Origin of the sequence: Ciceribacter sp. T2.26MG-112.2 (genome assembly GCF_900492205.1) — a bacterium.
Lineage (GTDB): Bacteria > Pseudomonadota > Alphaproteobacteria > Rhizobiales > Rhizobiaceae > Allorhizobium > Allorhizobium naphthalenivorans_A.
In genome coordinates this window covers 673,169-690,536 of the sequence record NZ_UEYQ01000001.1, presented here as the reverse complement: position 1 = coordinate 690,536, position 17,368 = coordinate 673,169, and the positions used below count along the sequence as shown (strand labels likewise).

The window sequence follows — 17,368 nt, the reverse complement described above, 5'->3', positions numbered from 1 at the left end:
ATCGTCCGCGCATTGATCCTGTCGCCGCTCATCCCGATGCTGGATGAGCCGGAAGAAGCCTGAAGGCAGCTCGCGCGAGGCACGGCACGTGAAGCGAAGTTGCGGTGGGATCAGGGGCCGGCCGCCGCCATGACCTTCCCGAGTGCCTCGACGAGCATGTCGGCATTTGCGCGCGAAAAGACGAGCGGCGGGCGGATCTTCAGCACGTTGGCGCGGGGGCCGGATGCGCTGATGAGGACGCGGCGTTCGCGAAGGCCGTTGACGATGCGGGCGGTGAGGGCAGCGTCCGGGCTCCTGGTCGCCGGGTCGGAGACGATCTCGACGCCGATGAAGAGGCCGGCGCCACGGACGTCGCCGATTGCGGGGTGGCGGTCGGCCAGATCCTTCAGGCCGTCCATCAGATAGCGGCCGACGTCGAGCGCATTCTGCTGCAGGCCATCGATGCGGATCGTGTCGAGCACCGCCTTGCCGGCGGCGGCAGCGACCGGGTTTCCGCCGAAGGTGTTGAAGTAGCGCGCCTTCGGGCCGAACTCGGCGATGACCTCCGGCCGCAGCACGATGCCGGCCATCGGGTAACCGTTGCCCATCGGTTTGCCGAGCGTCACCATGTCGGGGGAAATGCCGTGGCGCTCGAAGCCCCACATGGCCTCGCCGGTGCGGCCGAAACCGGGCTGCACCTCGTCGGCGACGAAGAGGCCACCGGCCTCGTGGATGGCGTCCACCGCCGGTTTCAGGAAGCCCTTCGGACCGGCGAAGATGCCGTCGCTGGAAAAGATCGTATCGACGATCAGCATGGCCGGCTTGATGCCGTGGCGCCTCAGGTCGGCGATGGCGGCGCGGACGTCGCGGCCGAACTTCTCCATCGTCTCCTCGGGCGAATGGCGGTAGCTGTCGGGGGCGGGCACCGTGCGCACGTGGGGCCCAAGCGTCACGGATTCGCCGAGCGAGGGCGAGAATTCGGCAACGGCGCTGGTGAGGCCATGATAGGCGAGATCGGTGGCGATGATGCCGGTGCCGCCGGTGACGAAGCGGGCGATGCGCACGGCAAGGTCGTTTGCCTCGCTGCCCGTGCAGGTGAACATCGCCTGGCTCAGCCCCTCGGGGAAGGTTGCAGTCAGGCTTTCGGCATAGTCGACGATGCCTTCATGCAGATAGCGCGTATGGGTGTTGAGAATGGCGGTCTGTCTGGTAATCGCCTCGACGACGCGCGGATGGCAGTGGCCGAGCGAGGCGACGTTGTTGTAGGCGTCGAGATAAGGTTCGCCCGCCGCATCGTAAAGGAAGACGCCTTCGCCGCGTACGAGATGCAGCGGCTTCTCGTAGAACAGGCGGTAGGCCGGGCCGAGCACCTTTTCCCGGCGGGCGATGAGCGCTCGTTCGCCCTCGCTCAGCTGTTCGAAATCCTCGCGAGAGAAAGCATTCACCATCGACATGATCAGGCCTCGGAAAGGTTGGGGACGAGCCTTCTCAGCCCGGCCGCGGTGAGATCGGCAGTGTTCTGCAGGCCACGCCAGGCGGTGGCGTGGTTGCGCATGATATAATCGCGATTTTCCGGGAAGTGGGCCGAGCGCCATTCGGCGATGATGATCGACATGGCGAGGCGCGCCCGGGTGAGAAGGGGCAGGAGCTCGATCTCGGCCTCCTCGAGCGCGCGTGCCGACTGGTAGCCTTCCAGGAAAGCGCTGATGCGGGCGGCCCAGTTGTCGGTTGCGAGATGATAGGAGAGGGCGACGGCGAGGTCGTTGACGACCGGCGCATAGACCATGTCGCCGAAATCGATGATGCCAACCACGCGCGTCGGCTCCGCCGGATCGAGCAGGATATTGTGCGGGTTGAAGTCGTTGTGGATGATCTGCCGGCGCCTGATCGCGGCAATCGCCGGAAGGGCACTCTCGAACTCGGCCAGAACCGCGTCAACCTGGGCGCGACGCTCCGGGGCCACGTGGTCGATCACGGCGGCAAGATCGAGCGTGTGGGAAATGTCCCACATCAGCTTTCCTTCGGGCGGGCGTCCGGCATAATTTTCAAGGCCCAGCCCGAGTTCGGCGAGTGCCCGGCCGACATTGCGGCTTTGGGCTTCGCTGGCCGGCGTGCGGTATTGCAGTTCGCCGTGGAGGAAGGTGAGGAGGCGCATGATGCGCGGACCTTCGGAAGTGAACAAGGTGTGGCAGGGCTTGCCTTCGAGGGTTGGCAAGAGCCGCGGCACGGGTACGCCGGGAGCGGCGACCTGAAGATGGAGGAGGGCGCCGTCCTGAAAGTCCAGCGTTGCCGGATCCTCGGCGGGATTGGCGATCTTCAGGATGAAGGCGGTCCCATCCGTCGCGGTAAAGAGAAAGGTCTCGTCACGCTCGCTGGACAGGCGCTTGACCACGCCGTTCAGGCCATAGACGGCGCGAACGGCGGCCTGTGCATCGTCGAGCGACGTGGGGCTCCATGTCGCAGACATCGAATCCGTCTTCCTGGCGGCCGATTGCTCGGTCATGATTTCTCCGTTGCGTGCGTTTACCCCGCCGGCTGTCGAGGCGGATACCCGCGGTCTTTCAGCACGGGCCGGCATTGCCGCGCTCCTTGTTCGTGTGAACACGTCGCCGGCGGCTAGCGATACTTGAAACACGCAAAAAAAGATGCATCAAGTATCTTGTCACTTTATTTTGCGGATTGGGCCCCATGACCGAGTTTTCGACACTGGAATATGCGAACCTCAACAGCGTCGTTTACGGCGCGTTGTGCGATGCGCTGATGCAGGGTCGGTTCCAGCCCGGCGATCGGTTGAAGATCCGGGATCTCGCCGAGCAGTTCGGCACAAGTGTCACGCCGATCCGCGATGCCATCCTGCGTCTCGTCAACGACGAGGCCGTTACCTTCCGCTCGCCGCGCGACATCCGCATCGCCGGCCTCAGCGAAGAACGCTATCGCGAGATCCGCGCCATTCGCGTGCGCCTTGAGGGGCTTGCTGCGGAAACCGCCGCCCAGGTCGCGACAAGTGCCGAAATCCAGGCCCTGGAGCAGATCGTGCGCGAGAACGAGGCCGCGATCGCGGAGGGAGACCGGTTGCGGGGGACGCAACTCAACCAGGCCTTCCACTTCATGCTGCCGAAGATCGCCGGGCTTCCGGTGCTCACCAGCATCTTGCGCAGGCTCTGGCTGCAGATGGGGCCGCATATTTCCGGCGCCTATCTCGCCGGCGGCCGGGCGATGATCGACCATCACTATCCGGTCATCGAGGCGCTGAAGCGGCACGATCCGGCGGCGGCCTCCATGGCGATCGTCGACGATATCCTGTTGGGTGGAAAGCCGATCCTGGACCGCATCGCCAGCAGCGCGGAGCGGGAGGCCCGTCGCGCTTGACGGCAGCGAGAACAGAGGGCTTGCAATTCATCAGCCGCTGATTACGATGTATCAAGCATCAAGGAGAATTCAGCATGACCGAAGAGCGCCGCTACATGTTGCTGACGGGGGCCAGCCGCGGCATCGGGCATGCGACGGTCAAGCTCTTTCAATCGAAAGGCTGGCGCATTCTGACCGTGTCCCGTCAGCCCTTTTCCGAGGAATGCGCCTGGCCCTCCGCCCGGGAAAGCCACATCCAGGCCGATCTCGCCGATCTTACGCAGATCGACCGGCTTGCGGCGACGGTGCGCGAGCGGCTGCCGCACGGCAAGCTGCACGCGCTCGTCAACAATGCCGGGATTTCGCCCAAGGGCCCCAACAGAAGCCGGCTCGGTGTGATGGACACGGATGCGAGCGTCTGGATGCAGGTGCTCAACGTCAATCTCGTCTCGACCGCGCTGATCGCCCGGGCGCTGATGCCGGAACTCGAGGCGGCCAAGGGCTCGATCGTCAACGTCACCTCGATCGCAGGTTCGCGCGTTCATCCGTTTGCCGGTGTCGCCTATGCGGCGTCCAAGGCGGGGCTGGCGTCGCTGACGCGCGAAATGGCGCATGAGTTCGGCCGACGCGGCGTGCGCGCCAATGCGATAGCGCCGGGCGAGATCGAAACCTCGATTCTTTCGCCCGGCACCGATGCGCTCGTCGCCGCCGAAGTGCCGATGGGAAGGTTGGGCGAACCGCGCGAAGTCGCGGAAACCATCTACTTCCTGTGCACCGAACAGTCCTCCTACATCAATGGAGCGGAAATCCACATCAACGGAGGGCAGCACGTCTGACAAAGGTCAAGCGATCCGAATTGTCCGTTGACCGGCAATGACCGGAATGCATCAATCGGTCGATACGTCCAGGGGAGAAGGATGTGACGACCGAAGTGACCGCAGCCAAAGCCGCAAAGGAATGGCAGGCGGTCCGCGTGATTACGTCACGGAGCCTGCACCGGCTCAACACAACGAAGAAAAGGGGAATGTGATGAAGACAATCATGAAATCCGGCTTCCTGGCGGCAGCTGCCGCAGTGCTCTCGGTCGGCCTCGCTGCACCGGTCGTCGCACGCGACCTGACTGTCGTCTCGTGGGGCGGCAACTACCAGGACGCCCAGCGCAACATCTACTTCAAGCCGTTCTCGGAAAAACTCGGCAAGCCTGTGCTCGACGAGGCCTGGGACGGGGGCATCGGCGTCATCCAGTCGAAGGTCAAGGCCGGGGCGCCGAACTGGGATGTGGTCCAGGTCGAAGCCGAAGAGCTGGCGCTCGGCTGTTCCGACGGCCTCTACGAGAAGATCGACTGGGACAAGATGGGCGGCAAGGACAAGTTCCTCGACAGCGCCGTCAATGACTGCGGAGTCGGCGCCATCGTCTGGTCGACGGCGATTGCCTATGACGGCGACAAGCTTGCTGCGGGGCCGGCATCCTGGGCCGACTTCTGGAACGTTGAGAAGTTCCCCGGCAAGCGTTCGCTGCGCAAGGGGCCGAAATACACGCTCGAATTCGCCCTGCTTGCCGATGGCGTCTCCAAGGACGAGCTCTATGACGTGCTCGGCACCGACGAAGGTATCGAACGCGCCTTCAAGAAGCTCGACGAGTTGAAGCCGAACATCGTCTGGTGGGAATCCGGTGCGCAGCCGCTGCAGTTCCTGGCTTCGGGCGAAGTGGTCATGACCTCGGCCTATAACGGCCGCATCACCGGCATCAACCGCTCGGAAGGCAAGAACTTCAAGGTCGTCTTCCCCGGCTCCATCTATGCGGTCGACAGCTGGGTCGTGCTGAAGGACGCTGAAAACAAGGATGCCGCGCAGGACTTCATCGCCTTCGCCAGCCTGCCGGAAAACCAGTCCAAGCTGCCGGAATTCGTCGCTTACGGCCTGCCGAACAAGGACGCGGCCGCCAAGGTGCCGGCGGAGTTCGCCAAGGATCTGCCGACAGACCCGGCGAACCTGCCGGATGCCATTCCGCTCAATGTCGATTTCTGGATCGACAATGCGGAAACGCTGACTGAGCGCTTCAACGCCTGGCTGGCCCAGTAGGAACATCCGGGGGAAGGCGCTCGCATCGGGTGCCTTCCCCGCATGGCCTGGTGCGTTCCGCAAAGCGCACTTCTCGCCTCAAGCGATGGAGTCTTCCGTGGCCGAATTCATTCGATTTGACCGCATTACCAAATTCTACGGCCCGCTCTGCGTGGTCAAGGACCTCGATCTCGGCATCGAGAAGGGCGAATTCGTCAGCCTGCTCGGACCATCGGGCTCCGGCAAGACGACGCTGCTGATGATGCTTGCCGGCTTCGAACAGCCGACCTCGGGCAGTATCGTGGTCGATGGAAGGGCCATCAACGCGGTGCCGACCCACAAACGGGACATGGGCGTCGTCTTCCAGAGCTATGCGCTTTTCCCCCACATGTCCGTCGGCGACAACATCGCCTTTCCGCTGCAGATGCGCGGCGTCGGCAAGGCGGAGATCGGCGAGCGCGTCAGCCGCGCGCTCGACATGGTTCAGATGTCGGCCCTTGCCGACCGCCGCCCCATCCAGCTCTCAGGCGGCCAGCAGCAGCGCGTGGCGCTGGCCCGCGCCCTCGTTTTCGAGCCGCGTGTCGTCCTGATGGACGAACCGCTCGGGGCGCTCGACAAGCAGTTGCGTGAGCAGATGCAACTCGACATCCGCGACCTGCATCGTCGCCTTGGGCTTACCATCGTCTTCGTCACGCACGACCAGTCCGAAGCGCTCACCATGTCGGACCGGGTCGCCGTCTTCAACAGGGGCAATATCGAGCAGATCGGCACGCCGCGCGAGGTCTATGACGCACCGGCGACGCGTTTCGTGGCCGAGTTCATCGGCGAGACGAATCTCTTTGAAGCTGTTGTGGAATCGGTGAACGGAGAGGAAGCGGTCGTGCGGCTTCCGTCCGGCGCACAGGTTATCTCGGTCGTTTCCGGCGGTGTCGCCCCCGGCCAGGACGTGCTTCTCTCCATCCGTCCGGAACGGGTGGAGCTTGCAGAGACGCGAGGCGAGGCGCGCAACGTACTGGAAACGGAGGTGACCGATTCCGTCTACCAGGGAGATCATCTGCGGGTGCAATTGCACAACTCCATCCATCCGCTGATTGCCAAGCTTGGTCGGCGTTCGCGCGAATTTTCGCCCGGCACCAAGGTCTTTGCGACCTTTGCGGCCGATGATTGTCGGGTCATCGTGCCATGAGCGCAGCCTCCTCCCGCACGGGGCGGTCGCTTTTCCTGCTGGCGCCGCTCATGCTCTTCCTCATCGGCTTCTTCGTCTGGCCGCTCTTCAGCATGATGTCGCAGTCGGTGTCCGATCCCGCCGTATTGCGCCTGTTGCCACGAAGCGCCGAGGTCCTCGCCGATTGGGACCGCACGTCGCCACCGACAATGGAAATGCAGGCTGCGGTCATCGAGGACCTGAAGGCGGTCGATGACGATCAGGCGCTTGGCGACATGGTGCGCCGTCTCAACAGCGCCAGGTCGGGTTTCCGAACGCTGATGGGCAAGACAATGACGGCCGTCGGCGATAGGGCAAATCCGCCCGTCGATCTCGTTTCCATCGACAAGCGCTGGGAGAAACCGGAATTCTGGCTGGCGATCGCCGACGCGCTCTCGCCTTATACCGACCGCAACCTGCTCGCGGCGGTCGATCTCGGGCGAAACGCTGCGGGCGAGATCGAACAGCTGCCGGCGGACCAGTCGGTCAACCGCGTAATCCTGCTGCGCACCTTCTGGATCGCCGCGCTCGTTACCTTCGCCTGCGCCTGCATCGGCTACCCTTACGCCATCATCGCCGCATCGCTTGCCGGCTGGAAGCGCGACCTGATGCTGGCCGCCGTCCTGTTGCCGCTGTGGACCTCGCTCCTGGTGCGCACCGCGGCCTGGTTCATCCTGTTGCAGGAAAAGGGACTGATCAACGATCTCCTGCTGACGCTCGGCATCGTCAATTCGCCGCTCGCGCTGATCTTCAACCGCACCGGTGTCATCATCGCCATGACCCATGTGCTGCTGCCCTTCATGGTCCTGCCGATTTATTCGGTGCTGATCACCATTCCCAAGAACCTGATGCCGGCCGCCGCATCGCTCGGCGCCCATCCGCTGCGCGCCTTCCTGCGCGTACTCTTGCCGCTCAGCCTGCGCGGCGTCGCTTCCGGCGGACTGCTCGTCTTCATCTCGGCGATCGGCTATTACATCACGCCTGCACTGATCGGCGGGCCGGGCGATCAGATGATCTCGTCGATCATCGCCTTCTACGCCACCGGTTCGGCGAACTGGGGCATGGCGGGCGCGCTCGGTGTCGTGCTGCTCGTTGCGACCCTGTTGCTTTACAGTGTCTATGCGCGGCTTTCCCGCGACGAGCCCGGGAGGCACTGACGATGCCGATGAAAATCGCCAAGGCAACCTTCGCCACGCTGACCATCCTCTTCCTCGTCGCGCCCCTGATCGCCATCCTGCCTCTGGCGTTCACCTCGAGCGTCATCCTCACCTATCCCATCCCCTCCTGGTCGCTGCGCTGGTTCGAGGAACTGTTCTTTGCCGATGCCTGGCGGCGGGCGATCGTCAACAGCCTGATAATCGGAACGGGTACCACGCTGCTGGCCACCGTGCTCGGCACTGCCGCCTCGGTCGGCCTGCGTAACCGGCTGCTTTTCTTCCGCGGCTCCATCCGCACGCTCTTCCTTCTGCCGATGGTCGTGCCGGCCGTCGTGCTCGGTGTCGGCATGCAAGTTCTGCTGTCGGGGTTTGGCCTCACCAACAGCTATCTCGGGGTGATCATCGCTCACACCGTCGTCGCCGTTCCCTTCGTGGTGGTGAGCGTCACCGGAGCGCTGGCCGGGATCGACGAGCGCGTGGAACTGGCCGCGCAGAGCCTCGGCGCTTCGCCGTCGACGGTCTTTCGTCGCATCACGCTGCCGCTTGCCATGCCGGGCGTTCTGTCCGGTGCGGTGCTCGCCTTTGCCACCTCGCTCGACGAGGTTGTGTTGACGCTTTTCGTTGCGGGTCCCAACCAGCGCACGCTGGCGCGGCAGATGTTTTCCTCGATCCGTGAGAACATCAGCCCGGCGATCGCCGCGGCCGCCTTCCTGTTCATTGCGGCGACCGTGATCATCGGGCTCATCCTGATGCTGTCGAGATCAATGCTGACCAAGCGCACCGGGTGATCAGAACCTGCGAACCACCCTGTCCCTTTGTCGATGCGGATGGCTGTCGGGAACCGGATAGGGGGGCTGGGCCTTATGTCGAGCGACGAGCACGACAGGAAGGCATGACACGGTGGGCGGCAAGGCCGAGACAAAACTGGTTTATCTCGAGAGCCTGCAAAGCGGGATATCCAGACGGCAAGCCGGAAGAGGTTTTGTCTACAAGGATGCCGCTGGCAAACGGGTCAAGGATCCCGCCGTTCTCGACAGGATCAACGCCCTCGGCATTCCGCCGGCCTATGGCGACGTCGTCATCTCGGAAGATCCGTCCTCGCACCTGCAGGCCATCGGCTTCGATACGCGCGGACGCAAACAGTATCTCTATCATCCCGAATGGCGTGCCATGCGGGATCAAGCCAAGTTCGAACGCCTCCTGCCATTTGCAACCGTGCTTCCCGACATTCGTCAACGCGTCGACGGAGATCTGCGCAAACAGCGCATCGGAATGGGGAAGGCGGTCGCGACGGTGGTGTGGATGCTGGACAATCTCTTCATCCGTATAGGCAATATCGACTATGTGCGAACCAATGGATCCTACGGCCTGACGACGCTCAGGAACCGCCACGTCAATGTCGACGGCTCCAGGATCCGTTTTCGCTTTCGCGGGAAGTCGGGCAAGGAATGGAATCTCGTTCACACGGATAGACGTATCGCCAACGTGGTACGCAGACTGCAGGATCTGCCGGGACAGTCATTGTTCCAGTATCTCGATGACGATGGAAGCCGCCGGCCGGTGTCGTCCCACGACGTCAATTCGTATATCCGCGAAATCTCGGGAGAGGATTTCACGTCGCGGCAATTCAGGACATGGGGCGCAACGTGCATGGCGGTCGCCGCCCTTGCGCCGGTAGAGGTTGCAGACTCCGAGAGGATGGTGAGCCGGCAGATCAACGAGGCGGTGGACGCGGTTGCGGCGAAACTGGTCAATACCCGCACGGTGTGCCGCAGCAACTACATCCATCCCTCTGTCATCGAGGGGTTCAGGGCGGGAACACTCGGAAATGTCCTTACCTTGCCGAAGACCAGGAGCAGGAAGCTCCTGGACTGGATGACGCAGGACGAGATCCGTACGCTGCAGTGGCTGAAGTCACGGTAAATGTCGAGCACCCAGCCTGAACCAAAGGGTTCCCAGGACCGAAGCCTTTGCGACGACAGTCCATGCGAAGGAGCCGTGAACGCGACTATGCCAAGCAAATAGCTGAGGCGATCGATGGTCTCCGCTCAAGGCCGTCGCCAAGTCTCTGATTGCTGTTGCCATCGACCGTAGCGCGCTTATCCGTGCTCATATCGACTGAAAGCCACCAATGAGCTGACGCAGGCCGAACAGTGCGCCGACGATGATGCAGAGCAGCGTGACCGGCCCGGACCAGGCGAGGGCGGCGATGCCGGACACACCTTGCCCGACCGAGCAGCCCATCGCGATGACGCCGCCTATTCCCATCAGGGCCGCGCCGCCGACCTGGCGGCGCAGTTCCCTCGGGTCTTCGCAAGCTTCCCAGACGAACGTACCCTTGAACATCGAGCCGATGAACGCGCCGGCGGCCACGCCGGCGACCGAGCCGACGGAAAAATTGATGCCGCCCGCGGTCGCCGTCATCAGATAGATCAATGTCCTGCCCAAGGGGGCGGTGAAGGAAGGGCCTTCGGGGGATATGGCGCCGAGGCTGAACTGAGACAGATAGGAGGTGCCGGCGAAGCACCATGTCACGGCGAGGCCGGCGGCAACGGCCCAGGCGATCATCCGCCGGTCCTGGCGCAGTCGCTCATAGGAGAGGGCCCAGACAAGGCAGGCCAATGCCGACGCGACGATCGTCGCGATGACCGGAATGCCGAGGGTCGCTTGAAGATCGTCGGCGATGCCGTGCGGACTGACTGCCTCGGATTGGGGAAACAGGAATATTCGCAGTGGAGCAAGGGGTCCGGACAGGGCGACGAAGGCGGCGATGCCCATGACCACGACCAGGACGAGCGAGCGGAGGTCGCCGCCGCCGAAACGGGCAAGCGCCCCAAAGCCGCAATTTCCCGCCATCGCCATGCCGTAACCGAACATGAGGCCACCGACAATCGAAGCGAACGGGTCCCAGTCGAAGGCCTGGTACAGTGTGCCCTTCAGATCGATCAGCCCCGCCAGCGCTCCGAACTGTGTGCCAAGGATAGCGACGCCGAGCACGATGCCCCAGGAGCGCAGGCGCTTCTGCTCAGTGCCATAGACGGCGGATTCAAGGGCGGCGAGCGTGCACAAGCTGCCCAGCCGCCAGGCAAGGCCAAGGACCAGGCCGCCCGCCAAGCCGACCAAAGCGGCCAGAAGGCCGACCGGCAATGTCTCCACGCTATTCACCTCCCAATGAACTCACAGGAACAGGGTTTCCTCAGAAGAGGTTGGCCAAGAATATGATGGTCTGCCTGACCTTGTCATCCTGTATCGAATAATAGATTGCGTTTCCGTCTCGCTGGGCCGACACTAGGCCTTCCAGACGGAGGCGGGCGAGCTGCTGGCTGACCACCGCCTGGCGCGCGCAGAGCAGATTCTCAAGCTCGGTCACGCTTCTCGGGCCCTCCAGCAGATGGCACAGGATGGTCAGTCGGCCGTCATGCCCCAATGCCTTGAGGAATTGCGAGACGGTCGTCGGGTCGGAGATCAGCCCGTCCAGAGCGCCGTCTCTCAGCGCCGGTTCAACGAAATCGTCCACGTCCCCAACAATCCTTCAATCCGCTGCCTTGCTCGCAAGGCTGCCCAAACGGGTTCAGGCCCCATTCAGACAGTCAATATCGCACGTGGGCGGCGGCGCGTCGATGGTGCGATGTCGCGTTCCAGTCGTTATCCCAAGGCCCGGACCGATCGCGCTCCACTGCTCTCAGCGGTCTTCGTCGGCCAGGTGACCGCCCGCCCTGGTGATCATCTCACCCAGCAGGGCCCAGAAGAAATCCTCTCCCGGATATCCCTCGATGCGGCCGGCCTCCACGCCGTCGACGATCAGCACGAAGGTCGGCGTGAAGGCGGGTGGCCGGTTGATCGCAATGCCCGGGGGCAGGTCGGCATGGAAGTCGAGCCGGCGAAGCGGCGCGGCGCGGCCCTCGCTGGTCTTCGGGTATTTCGGTGACACCTCTGCATCCCAGCGGGCGCAATACATGCAACCGGGCTGCTCGAACATCAGGAGCTCCATCGCGGCCCTTGCCGGCGCGGACACCAGCATTACGAAAGCGACAAGAAGGGGCAGCAGGCATCGGGACATATTGACAGACTACATAGAAATATAGAGATATTCTAATTTCAATCCCCTGCGAAAGCAATCCGTGCTTCGCAGGGTCCGAAAGATCCATGTACGGCGCTTGGGAGGGAGCCATGCTCGAGATCAGTTACGGCGGCGCGATCGTCGCTGGACTACTGTCTTTCCTTTCGCCGTGCATCCTGCCGATGGTGCCGTTCTACCTGTCCTACATGGCCGGCCTGTCGGTGCAGGAATTGCGCGGAGCGGACGGCATACCGGCGGGTGCGCAGCGCAGGTTGTTCATCCAGTCGGTCGCCTTTGCGCTCGGTGTCACGACCATCTTCGTCCTGCTGGGGCTGAGTGCGACGGCGCTGGGGCATGTTTTCCTGAAATGGAAGGAGCCGCTCTCCTGGCTGGCGGCCGCGATGCTGATCGCCTTCGGGCTGCATTTTCTCGGTGTCTTCCGCATCGGCTTGTTCTACCGCGAGGCGCGGGTTCAGTCGGGGGCCAATCCGACGACCCTCGGGGGGGCCTATCTGATGGGGCTGGCCTTCGGCTTCGGCTGGACCCCTTGCGTCGGGCCCGCCCTTGCCGCCATCCTGATGGTCGCAAGCGGCATGGGTGACCTCTGGCGCGGGGGCTTGCTGCTTCTCGCCTATGGCGTGGGCATGACTCTGCCTTTCGTCGTGGCCGCCCTTTTCGCCCGCCCGTTCCTCGCCTTCGTCGGGCGCCACCGCGCGATGATGGGGCATGTGGAAAAACTTATGGGAGTGATGCTGATCGTCTTCGGCATCCTGATCGCCACCAATTCCGTCAACCTGATCGCCGATTTCCTGCTGCGAAACTTCGACTGGTCGGCAACACTGCAATAATGGGGAGGAAGAGACCATGCGCCTGTCACAGTTCTTTCTTGCGCTCGCGCTGCTGATCGTGACGGCCGTGCCGTCGTTGCCGGTTGCGGCCGCCGAACTCGGCGATGACGGGCTGCACAAGCCGGCCTGGCTGCGCGAGACGTTCAAGGACCTGCGGGAGGACCTGGCGGATGCCAGGGCCGAAGGCAAGCGACTGATGCTGATCGTCGAGCAACGCGGCTGCATCTACTGCACCAAGATGCATGAAGAGGTGTTTTCCGATCCCAAGATCGAGAGCTTGATCAGGGACAATTATTTCGTCGTGCAACTCAATCTGTTCGGCGATGTGGAGGTGACCGACTTCGACGGAACCGTTCTTGCCGAAAAGGAGATGGTGACCCGATGGGGTCTGATGTTCACGCCGACCCTGATCTTCCTGCCTGAGGAAGTCGCTTCGAATCAGACCGCGGCGCAGGCTTCCGTAGCGACCATGCCGGGCGCTTTCGGCAAGGGGACCACCGAGGCCCTTTTGGTCTGGGTTCGGGACCGCGGCTATGAGTCGGGCGAACATTTCCAGAAGTTTCTGGCGAAGCGGGTCAATCCGTGAGGCAAAAACATGATAAACATCAATAACATAACAGGTTATTCAAAAATATATATATAGGCATTGTCATAGATTACGAGTGCAGGTAACCTACGTTTGGAGAGATGAGGGAGGAGACAATGAAATGGCAGCTCTGTCTGGCAGCGACGATCGCTATTGCAAGCGCGACGCCAGCCTCAAGTGAAACCGCGCCGTCGAGCGTGGCCTTTGAAGAAGGGGCCATCGCGACTTCGCTTTCCGGCAAGCCGGGAGACACGGCGTCGGGCATCAAGGTCATGACCACGAATGCGCTGGGCAATTGCGTGGCGTGTCATACGATCGCGGCGCTGCCCGAGGTGCAGTTCCCCGGGGACATCGCGCCGCCGCTCGATGGCGTCGCGGACCGCTACAGCGAAGCGCAACTGCGCGGCATCGTCGCGAATGCGAAGAAGACATTCGAAGGCAGCTTCATGCCCGCCTTCTACAAGACCGACGGTTTTATCCGTCCCGGTGACGGCTTTACCGGCAAGGCGGCGAAGGGCGAGCTTGCGCCGATCCTCACTGCCCAGCAGATCGAGGACGTCGTCGCTTACCTGATGACGCTCAAGGAATAGGACGAGGAGAAACAAGACATGACTATCACCAGACGTGACATGCTGCTGATCGGCCTGGGGGGCGTCGTTGCCGTCGCTCTGCCGGGTTTGGCAAGCGCTGCGACGACAGAAGAACTAACGAAGGCGTTCACCGGCGGGGCGGCGGAATCGTCCGACGGCATCACGCTGACTGCACCTGAAATCGCTGAAAACGGCAATACCGTGCCGATCTCGGTCGATGCGCCGGGCGCCGTCTCCATCATGCTGTTGGCAAGCGGCAATCCGGAGCCGGCCGTCGCGACGTTCACCTTCGGGCCTGCGGCGGGAAGCCAGATGGCTGCGACGCGTATTCGCCTTGCCAAGACGCAGGACGTGATTGCGCTCGCCAAGATGGCCGACGGTTCCATCAAGAAGGCGCAGGCAACGGTCAAGGTTACCATCGGCGGCTGCGGCGGCTGAGTTCAAGGGAGGATTTTTTTATGGCAGATGATGCAAAACCACGCGTGAAGGTACCGAAGTCGGCCAAGGCTGGCGAAGTCGTGACCTTGAAGGCGCTGATCAGCCACAAGATGGAATCGGGTCAGCGCAAGGATGCTGAGGGCAAGCTCATTCCGCGTTCGATCATCAACCGGTTCACCTGCGACCTCAACGGGGTCAACGTGATCGACGTGACGATCGAGCCCGCGGTCTCGACGAACCCCTATTTCGAGTTTGATGCCAAGGTCGATGCCGCAGGCGAATTCACCTTCACCTGGTATGACGACGATGGTTCCATCTACACGGACAAGAAGCCGATCGAGGTCGCCTGATTTTTCGCTCGATACGATCTCTGGGAGGAGGGCTCATGCAGGACAGGAGCAAGACCAAACTTATCGCGGTAGCGGCAGCATGCGGATTTCTAGCCGCCGCTGTCGCCCATGCGGAACCGGTCGACGATACGCTGACCGTCGAGACTGACGACGGCCCCGTCGAATTCGTCACCAAGACGGCGGCGCCAGAGTTCCTCAAGGATAAACTGGATACGATCTATTCCGGATGGCTGTTCCGCGAGGACGAGACGCGGGAACTGCAGAAGGACGACTTCGACAATCCCGGCATGGTATTTGCCGATCGCGGCCTCGACAACTGGAACAAGGCCATTGGCAAGAACGGCGAATCCTGCGCGGGCTGTCACCAGGGACCCGAGAGCATGGCAGGCCTGCGTGCCGTCACGCCGCGGGTCGATCCGGCCTCCGGCAAGCTGATGCTCGTCGAGAACTACATCAACGAGTGCGTCACCGAGCGGATGGGACAGGAAGCCTGGGGCATGACGTCCGACAAGATGAAGGACATGCTCTCGCTGATCTCGATGCAGTCGCGCGGTCACAAGGTCAATGTCGCCATCGACGGTCCCGCCCAGTCCTTCTGGGAAAAGGGCAAGGAGATCTACTACACCCGCTTCGGCCAGCTGGAAATGTCCTGTGCCAACTGTCACGAGGACAACTACGGAAAGATGATCCGTGCCGACCACCTTTCCCAGGGGCAGATCAACGGGTTTCCCGCCTATCGTCTGAAGGATGCCGGCGTGCTGAGTGCACAACAGCGCTTCGTCGGCTGCGTGCGCGATACGCGGGCCGAAACCTTCAAGGCGGGTTCGGACGAATTCAAGGCGCTGGAACTCTATGTCGCCTCGCGCGGCAACGGGCTTTCGGTCGAGGGCGTCTCGGTTCGCCACTGATGAACAGTCATGCCTGCCAGGTCGGTCGACCCGGCAGGCATGACGACCAATACAACTGAACAAGGCAGGCCTGACCGTGTCATCGACGCGGAACGGGAACCTGTATCTGCCGGAGGACATGCGGGATGATTACCCGTCGGGAATTTTTACAGGCCTCGATGGCCGCGTCGGCGATCGTGGGCGTTTCGGGCTTCGGCAATTTCGCCCGGCTGGCTGCCCAGCAGGCTCTCACCCAGGAGCAGTTGCTGGCGTTCGAGGATTTCGGCAATGTCACGCTGATCCATGTGACCGACATCCATGCGCAGTTGAAGCCGATCTGGTTCCGCGAGCCCGAGGTCAATCTCGGCGTCGGCGATGCGAAGGGTCACGTGCCCCATGTCACCGGTTCCGACTTCCTGAAAATGTTCAACATCGCGCCCGGCTCGCGTGATGCCTATGCGCTGACACACGAGGACTTCTCGTCGCTCGCCAAGGCCTATGGCCGTATGGGCGGCATGGACCGGGTGGCGACGGTCGTGAAAGCGATCCGGGCGGCCCGGCCCGACGCCCTTCTCCTCGACGGTGGCGACACCTGGCATGGGTCCATGACCAGCCTTTTGACCAAGGGGCAGGACATGGTCAATGTCATGAACGCGCTTGGCGTCGAGGCGATGACCAGTCACTGGGAGTGGACCTACGGGACCGAGCGCGTCAAGGAAATCGTCGACGGGCTGCCCTTCCCCTTCCTCGGCGCCAATATCTTCGATGCGGAATGGGACGAGCCGGCCTTCGAGCCGTACAAGATCTTCGAAAAGGGCGGCGTGCGCATTGCCGTCATCGGGCAGGCCTTCCCCTACATGCCGATCGCCAATCCGAAGTGGATGTTCCCGGAATACTCCTTCGGCATCCGCGAGGAACGCATGCAGGAGGTCGTCGACGAGGTGCGGGCGGAGGGCGTCGATCTGGTCGTCTGCCTGTCGCATAACGGCTTCGACGTCGACCGCAAGATGGCCAGCCGCGTCAAGGGGATCGACGTCATCCTGAGCGGACACACGCATGATGCCGTGCCGGAACCGGTGCTCATCGGCGAGACCATCCTGATCGCGTCGGGTTCGAACGGCAAATTCATCAGCCGGATCGACCTCGACGTTCGCGACGGCAAGATGATGGGTTTCCGTCACAAGCTCGTACCGATCTTCTCCGACGTGATCACGCCGGATCCTGACATGGCGGCGCTGATCGACGGCGAGCGGGCGCCATACAAGGCGCAGCTCGAGGAACAGATCGGCACCACCGAAAGCCTGCTCTACCGCCGCGGCAATTTCAACGGGACCTGGGACGACCTGATCTGCGATGCGATCCGCAGCGAGCGCGACGCACAGATCGCCATGTCGCCCGGCGTTCGCTGGGGTACGTCGCTCTTGCCTGGCGACCCGATCACCCGCGAAGACATCCACAACGTCACGTCCATGACCTATGGTGCCTGCTATCGCACCGAGATGACCGGCGAGACGATCAGGACGATCCTGGAAGATGTCGCCGACAATATCTTCAACCCGGATCCCTACTACCAGCAGGGCGGTGACATGGTCCGCGTCGGCGGTCTGTCCTATGCCATCGACGTGACGAAGCCGATCGGCGAACGGATCAGCGAGATTTCGCTGACAGACAGCGGACAAGCCATCGAGGCCGGCAAGTCCTACACGGTGGCGGGCTGGGCCAGCGTCAACGAAGGGACCGAGGGGCCGCAGATCTGGGATGTCCTCGAGGCGCATGTCCGCAAGATCGGCACTGTCAAACTCGAACCCAATACCACTGTCCGCGTCAGCGGAATCTGATTGACAGCAAGGAGCTTTCGCC

At 62.6% G+C, this 17,368-nt stretch carries 19 protein-coding genes; 14 read left to right on the top strand and 5 right to left on the bottom strand.

What is annotated here, in order from left to right; translation table 11 throughout:
- Window positions 1-110: 110 nt before the first annotated feature.
- A complete protein-coding gene (locus DYZ14_RS03335) occupies window positions 111-1,433 on the bottom strand; it encodes an aspartate aminotransferase family protein (protein WP_154719336.1) in 1,323 nt (440 codons plus the stop codon).
- Between the two features lie 2 nt (window positions 1,434-1,435).
- Complete coding sequence (locus tag DYZ14_RS03330) at window positions 1,436-2,482, bottom strand: phosphotransferase (protein WP_154719335.1); 1,047 nt, start codon at window positions 2,480-2,482, stop codon at window positions 1,436-1,438.
- A 185-nt stretch (window positions 2,483-2,667) separates the two neighbouring features.
- On the opposite strand from DYZ14_RS03330, the gene DYZ14_RS03325 reads away from it, so the two are divergent.
- From DYZ14_RS03325 to DYZ14_RS03295, 7 genes are all read left to right on the top strand, one after another.
- Window positions 2,668-3,348 (top strand): GntR family transcriptional regulator, encoded by a 681-nt coding sequence (locus DYZ14_RS03325; protein WP_154719334.1) that lies wholly within the window; start codon window positions 2,668-2,670, stop codon window positions 3,346-3,348.
- Window positions 3,349-3,422: 74 nt separating this feature from the next.
- A complete protein-coding gene (locus DYZ14_RS03320) occupies window positions 3,423-4,163 on the top strand; it encodes an SDR family NAD(P)-dependent oxidoreductase (RefSeq protein WP_154719333.1) in 741 nt (246 codons plus the stop codon).
- Window positions 4,164-4,368: 205 nt separating this feature from the next.
- A complete protein-coding gene (locus DYZ14_RS03315) occupies window positions 4,369-5,409 on the top strand; it encodes an ABC transporter substrate-binding protein (RefSeq protein ID WP_445292249.1) in 1,041 nt (346 codons plus the stop codon).
- 85 nt (window positions 5,410-5,494) lie between these two features.
- Window positions 5,495-6,574: an ABC transporter ATP-binding protein gene (locus DYZ14_RS03310; protein WP_154719331.1), complete on the top strand. Its 1,080-nt coding sequence runs from the start codon at window positions 5,495-5,497 to the stop codon at window positions 6,572-6,574.
- Window positions 6,571-7,749: an ABC transporter permease gene (locus DYZ14_RS03305; protein ID WP_154719330.1), complete on the top strand. Its 1,179-nt coding sequence runs from the start codon at window positions 6,571-6,573 to the stop codon at window positions 7,747-7,749. The genes DYZ14_RS03310 and DYZ14_RS03305 overlap by 4 nt, the downstream gene beginning before the upstream one ends.
- A gap of 2 nt (window positions 7,750-7,751) precedes the next feature.
- Window positions 7,752-8,537 carry an ABC transporter permease gene (locus DYZ14_RS03300; RefSeq protein WP_154719329.1) on the top strand — a complete coding sequence of 262 codons (786 nt, stop codon included), beginning with the start codon at window positions 7,752-7,754 and terminating at the stop codon, window positions 8,535-8,537.
- Between the two features lie 112 nt (window positions 8,538-8,649).
- Window positions 8,650-9,672: a DNA topoisomerase IB gene (locus DYZ14_RS03295; protein WP_232365414.1), complete on the top strand. Its 1,023-nt coding sequence runs from the start codon at window positions 8,650-8,652 to the stop codon at window positions 9,670-9,672.
- Between the two features lie 186 nt (window positions 9,673-9,858).
- Here the strand turns inward: DYZ14_RS03295 and DYZ14_RS03290 are convergent, their stop codons facing one another.
- From DYZ14_RS03290 to DYZ14_RS03280, 3 genes are all read right to left on the bottom strand, one after another.
- A complete protein-coding gene (locus DYZ14_RS03290; protein WP_154719328.1) occupies window positions 9,859-10,905 on the bottom strand; it encodes a YeeE/YedE family protein in 1,047 nt (348 codons plus the stop codon).
- Window positions 10,906-10,945: 40 nt separating this feature from the next.
- A complete protein-coding gene (locus DYZ14_RS03285) occupies window positions 10,946-11,266 on the bottom strand; it encodes an ArsR/SmtB family transcription factor (RefSeq protein ID WP_154719327.1) in 321 nt (106 codons plus the stop codon).
- A gap of 165 nt (window positions 11,267-11,431) precedes the next feature.
- On the bottom strand, window positions 11,432-11,728 hold the full coding sequence (locus DYZ14_RS03280; protein ID WP_232365413.1) for a thioredoxin family protein: 297 nt from the start codon (window positions 11,726-11,728) through the stop codon (window positions 11,432-11,434).
- 191 nt (window positions 11,729-11,919) lie between these two features.
- Between DYZ14_RS03280 and DYZ14_RS03275 the strand changes: the two genes are divergently transcribed.
- From DYZ14_RS03275 to soxB, 7 genes are all read left to right on the top strand, one after another.
- A complete protein-coding gene (locus DYZ14_RS03275) occupies window positions 11,920-12,657 on the top strand; it encodes a cytochrome c biogenesis CcdA family protein (protein ID WP_115671791.1) in 738 nt (245 codons plus the stop codon).
- A 16-nt stretch (window positions 12,658-12,673) separates the two neighbouring features.
- On the top strand, window positions 12,674-13,243 hold the full coding sequence (locus DYZ14_RS03270) for a thioredoxin family protein (RefSeq protein ID WP_154719325.1): 570 nt from the start codon (window positions 12,674-12,676) through the stop codon (window positions 13,241-13,243).
- A gap of 116 nt (window positions 13,244-13,359) precedes the next feature.
- The gene (gene soxX / locus DYZ14_RS03265; RefSeq protein WP_195949802.1) at window positions 13,360-13,833 is read left to right on the top strand and encodes a sulfur oxidation c-type cytochrome SoxX; all 474 of its coding nucleotides are present in this window, start codon (window positions 13,360-13,362) and stop codon (window positions 13,831-13,833) included.
- An 18-nt stretch (window positions 13,834-13,851) separates the two neighbouring features.
- Complete coding sequence (soxY, locus tag DYZ14_RS03260) at window positions 13,852-14,271, top strand: thiosulfate oxidation carrier protein SoxY (protein WP_154719323.1); 420 nt, start codon at window positions 13,852-13,854, stop codon at window positions 14,269-14,271.
- 20 nt (window positions 14,272-14,291) lie between these two features.
- Window positions 14,292-14,621, top strand: a complete 330-nt coding sequence (gene soxZ / locus DYZ14_RS03255) for a thiosulfate oxidation carrier complex protein SoxZ (protein ID WP_154719322.1) — start codon at window positions 14,292-14,294, stop codon at window positions 14,619-14,621.
- Window positions 14,622-14,656: 35 nt separating this feature from the next.
- Window positions 14,657-15,529, top strand: coding sequence for a sulfur oxidation c-type cytochrome SoxA (soxA, locus tag DYZ14_RS03250; protein WP_154719321.1), 873 nt, complete (start codon window positions 14,657-14,659; stop codon window positions 15,527-15,529).
- 125 nt (window positions 15,530-15,654) lie between these two features.
- The gene (soxB, locus tag DYZ14_RS03245) at window positions 15,655-17,346 is read left to right on the top strand and encodes a thiosulfohydrolase SoxB (protein WP_154719320.1); all 1,692 of its coding nucleotides are present in this window, start codon (window positions 15,655-15,657) and stop codon (window positions 17,344-17,346) included.
- Window positions 17,347-17,368 lie beyond the last annotated feature (22 nt).

Coding starts and splice junctions, on each gene's coding strand:
- DYZ14_RS03330 (WP_154719335.1), bottom strand. CDS start 2,482: ATGACCGAGCAATCGGCCGCCAGGAAGACGGATTCGATGTCTGCGACA.
- DYZ14_RS03300 (WP_154719329.1), top strand. CDS start 7,752: ATGCCGATGAAAATCGCCAAGGCAACCTTCGCCACGCTGACCATCCTC.
- soxZ (WP_154719322.1), top strand. CDS start 14,292: ATGGCAGATGATGCAAAACCACGCGTGAAGGTACCGAAGTCGGCCAAG.
- DYZ14_RS03270 (WP_154719325.1), top strand. CDS start 12,674: ATGCGCCTGTCACAGTTCTTTCTTGCGCTCGCGCTGCTGATCGTGACG.
- DYZ14_RS03325 (WP_154719334.1), top strand. CDS start 2,668: ATGACCGAGTTTTCGACACTGGAATATGCGAACCTCAACAGCGTCGTT.
- DYZ14_RS03320 (WP_154719333.1), top strand. CDS start 3,423: ATGACCGAAGAGCGCCGCTACATGTTGCTGACGGGGGCCAGCCGCGGC.
- soxA (WP_154719321.1), top strand. CDS start 14,657: ATGCAGGACAGGAGCAAGACCAAACTTATCGCGGTAGCGGCAGCATGC.
- DYZ14_RS03315 (WP_445292249.1), top strand. CDS start 4,369: ATGAAATCCGGCTTCCTGGCGGCAGCTGCCGCAGTGCTCTCGGTCGGC.
- DYZ14_RS03335 (WP_154719336.1), bottom strand. CDS start 1,433: ATGTCGATGGTGAATGCTTTCTCTCGCGAGGATTTCGAACAGCTGAGC.
- DYZ14_RS03305 (WP_154719330.1), top strand. CDS start 6,571: ATGAGCGCAGCCTCCTCCCGCACGGGGCGGTCGCTTTTCCTGCTGGCG.
- soxB (WP_154719320.1), top strand. CDS start 15,655: ATGATTACCCGTCGGGAATTTTTACAGGCCTCGATGGCCGCGTCGGCG.
- DYZ14_RS03280 (WP_232365413.1), bottom strand. CDS start 11,728: ATGTTCGAGCAGCCCGGTTGCATGTATTGCGCCCGCTGGGATGCAGAG.
- DYZ14_RS03275 (WP_115671791.1), top strand. CDS start 11,920: ATGCTCGAGATCAGTTACGGCGGCGCGATCGTCGCTGGACTACTGTCT.
- soxX (WP_195949802.1), top strand. CDS start 13,360: ATGAAATGGCAGCTCTGTCTGGCAGCGACGATCGCTATTGCAAGCGCG.
- soxY (WP_154719323.1), top strand. CDS start 13,852: ATGACTATCACCAGACGTGACATGCTGCTGATCGGCCTGGGGGGCGTC.
- DYZ14_RS03310 (WP_154719331.1), top strand. CDS start 5,495: ATGGAGTCTTCCGTGGCCGAATTCATTCGATTTGACCGCATTACCAAA.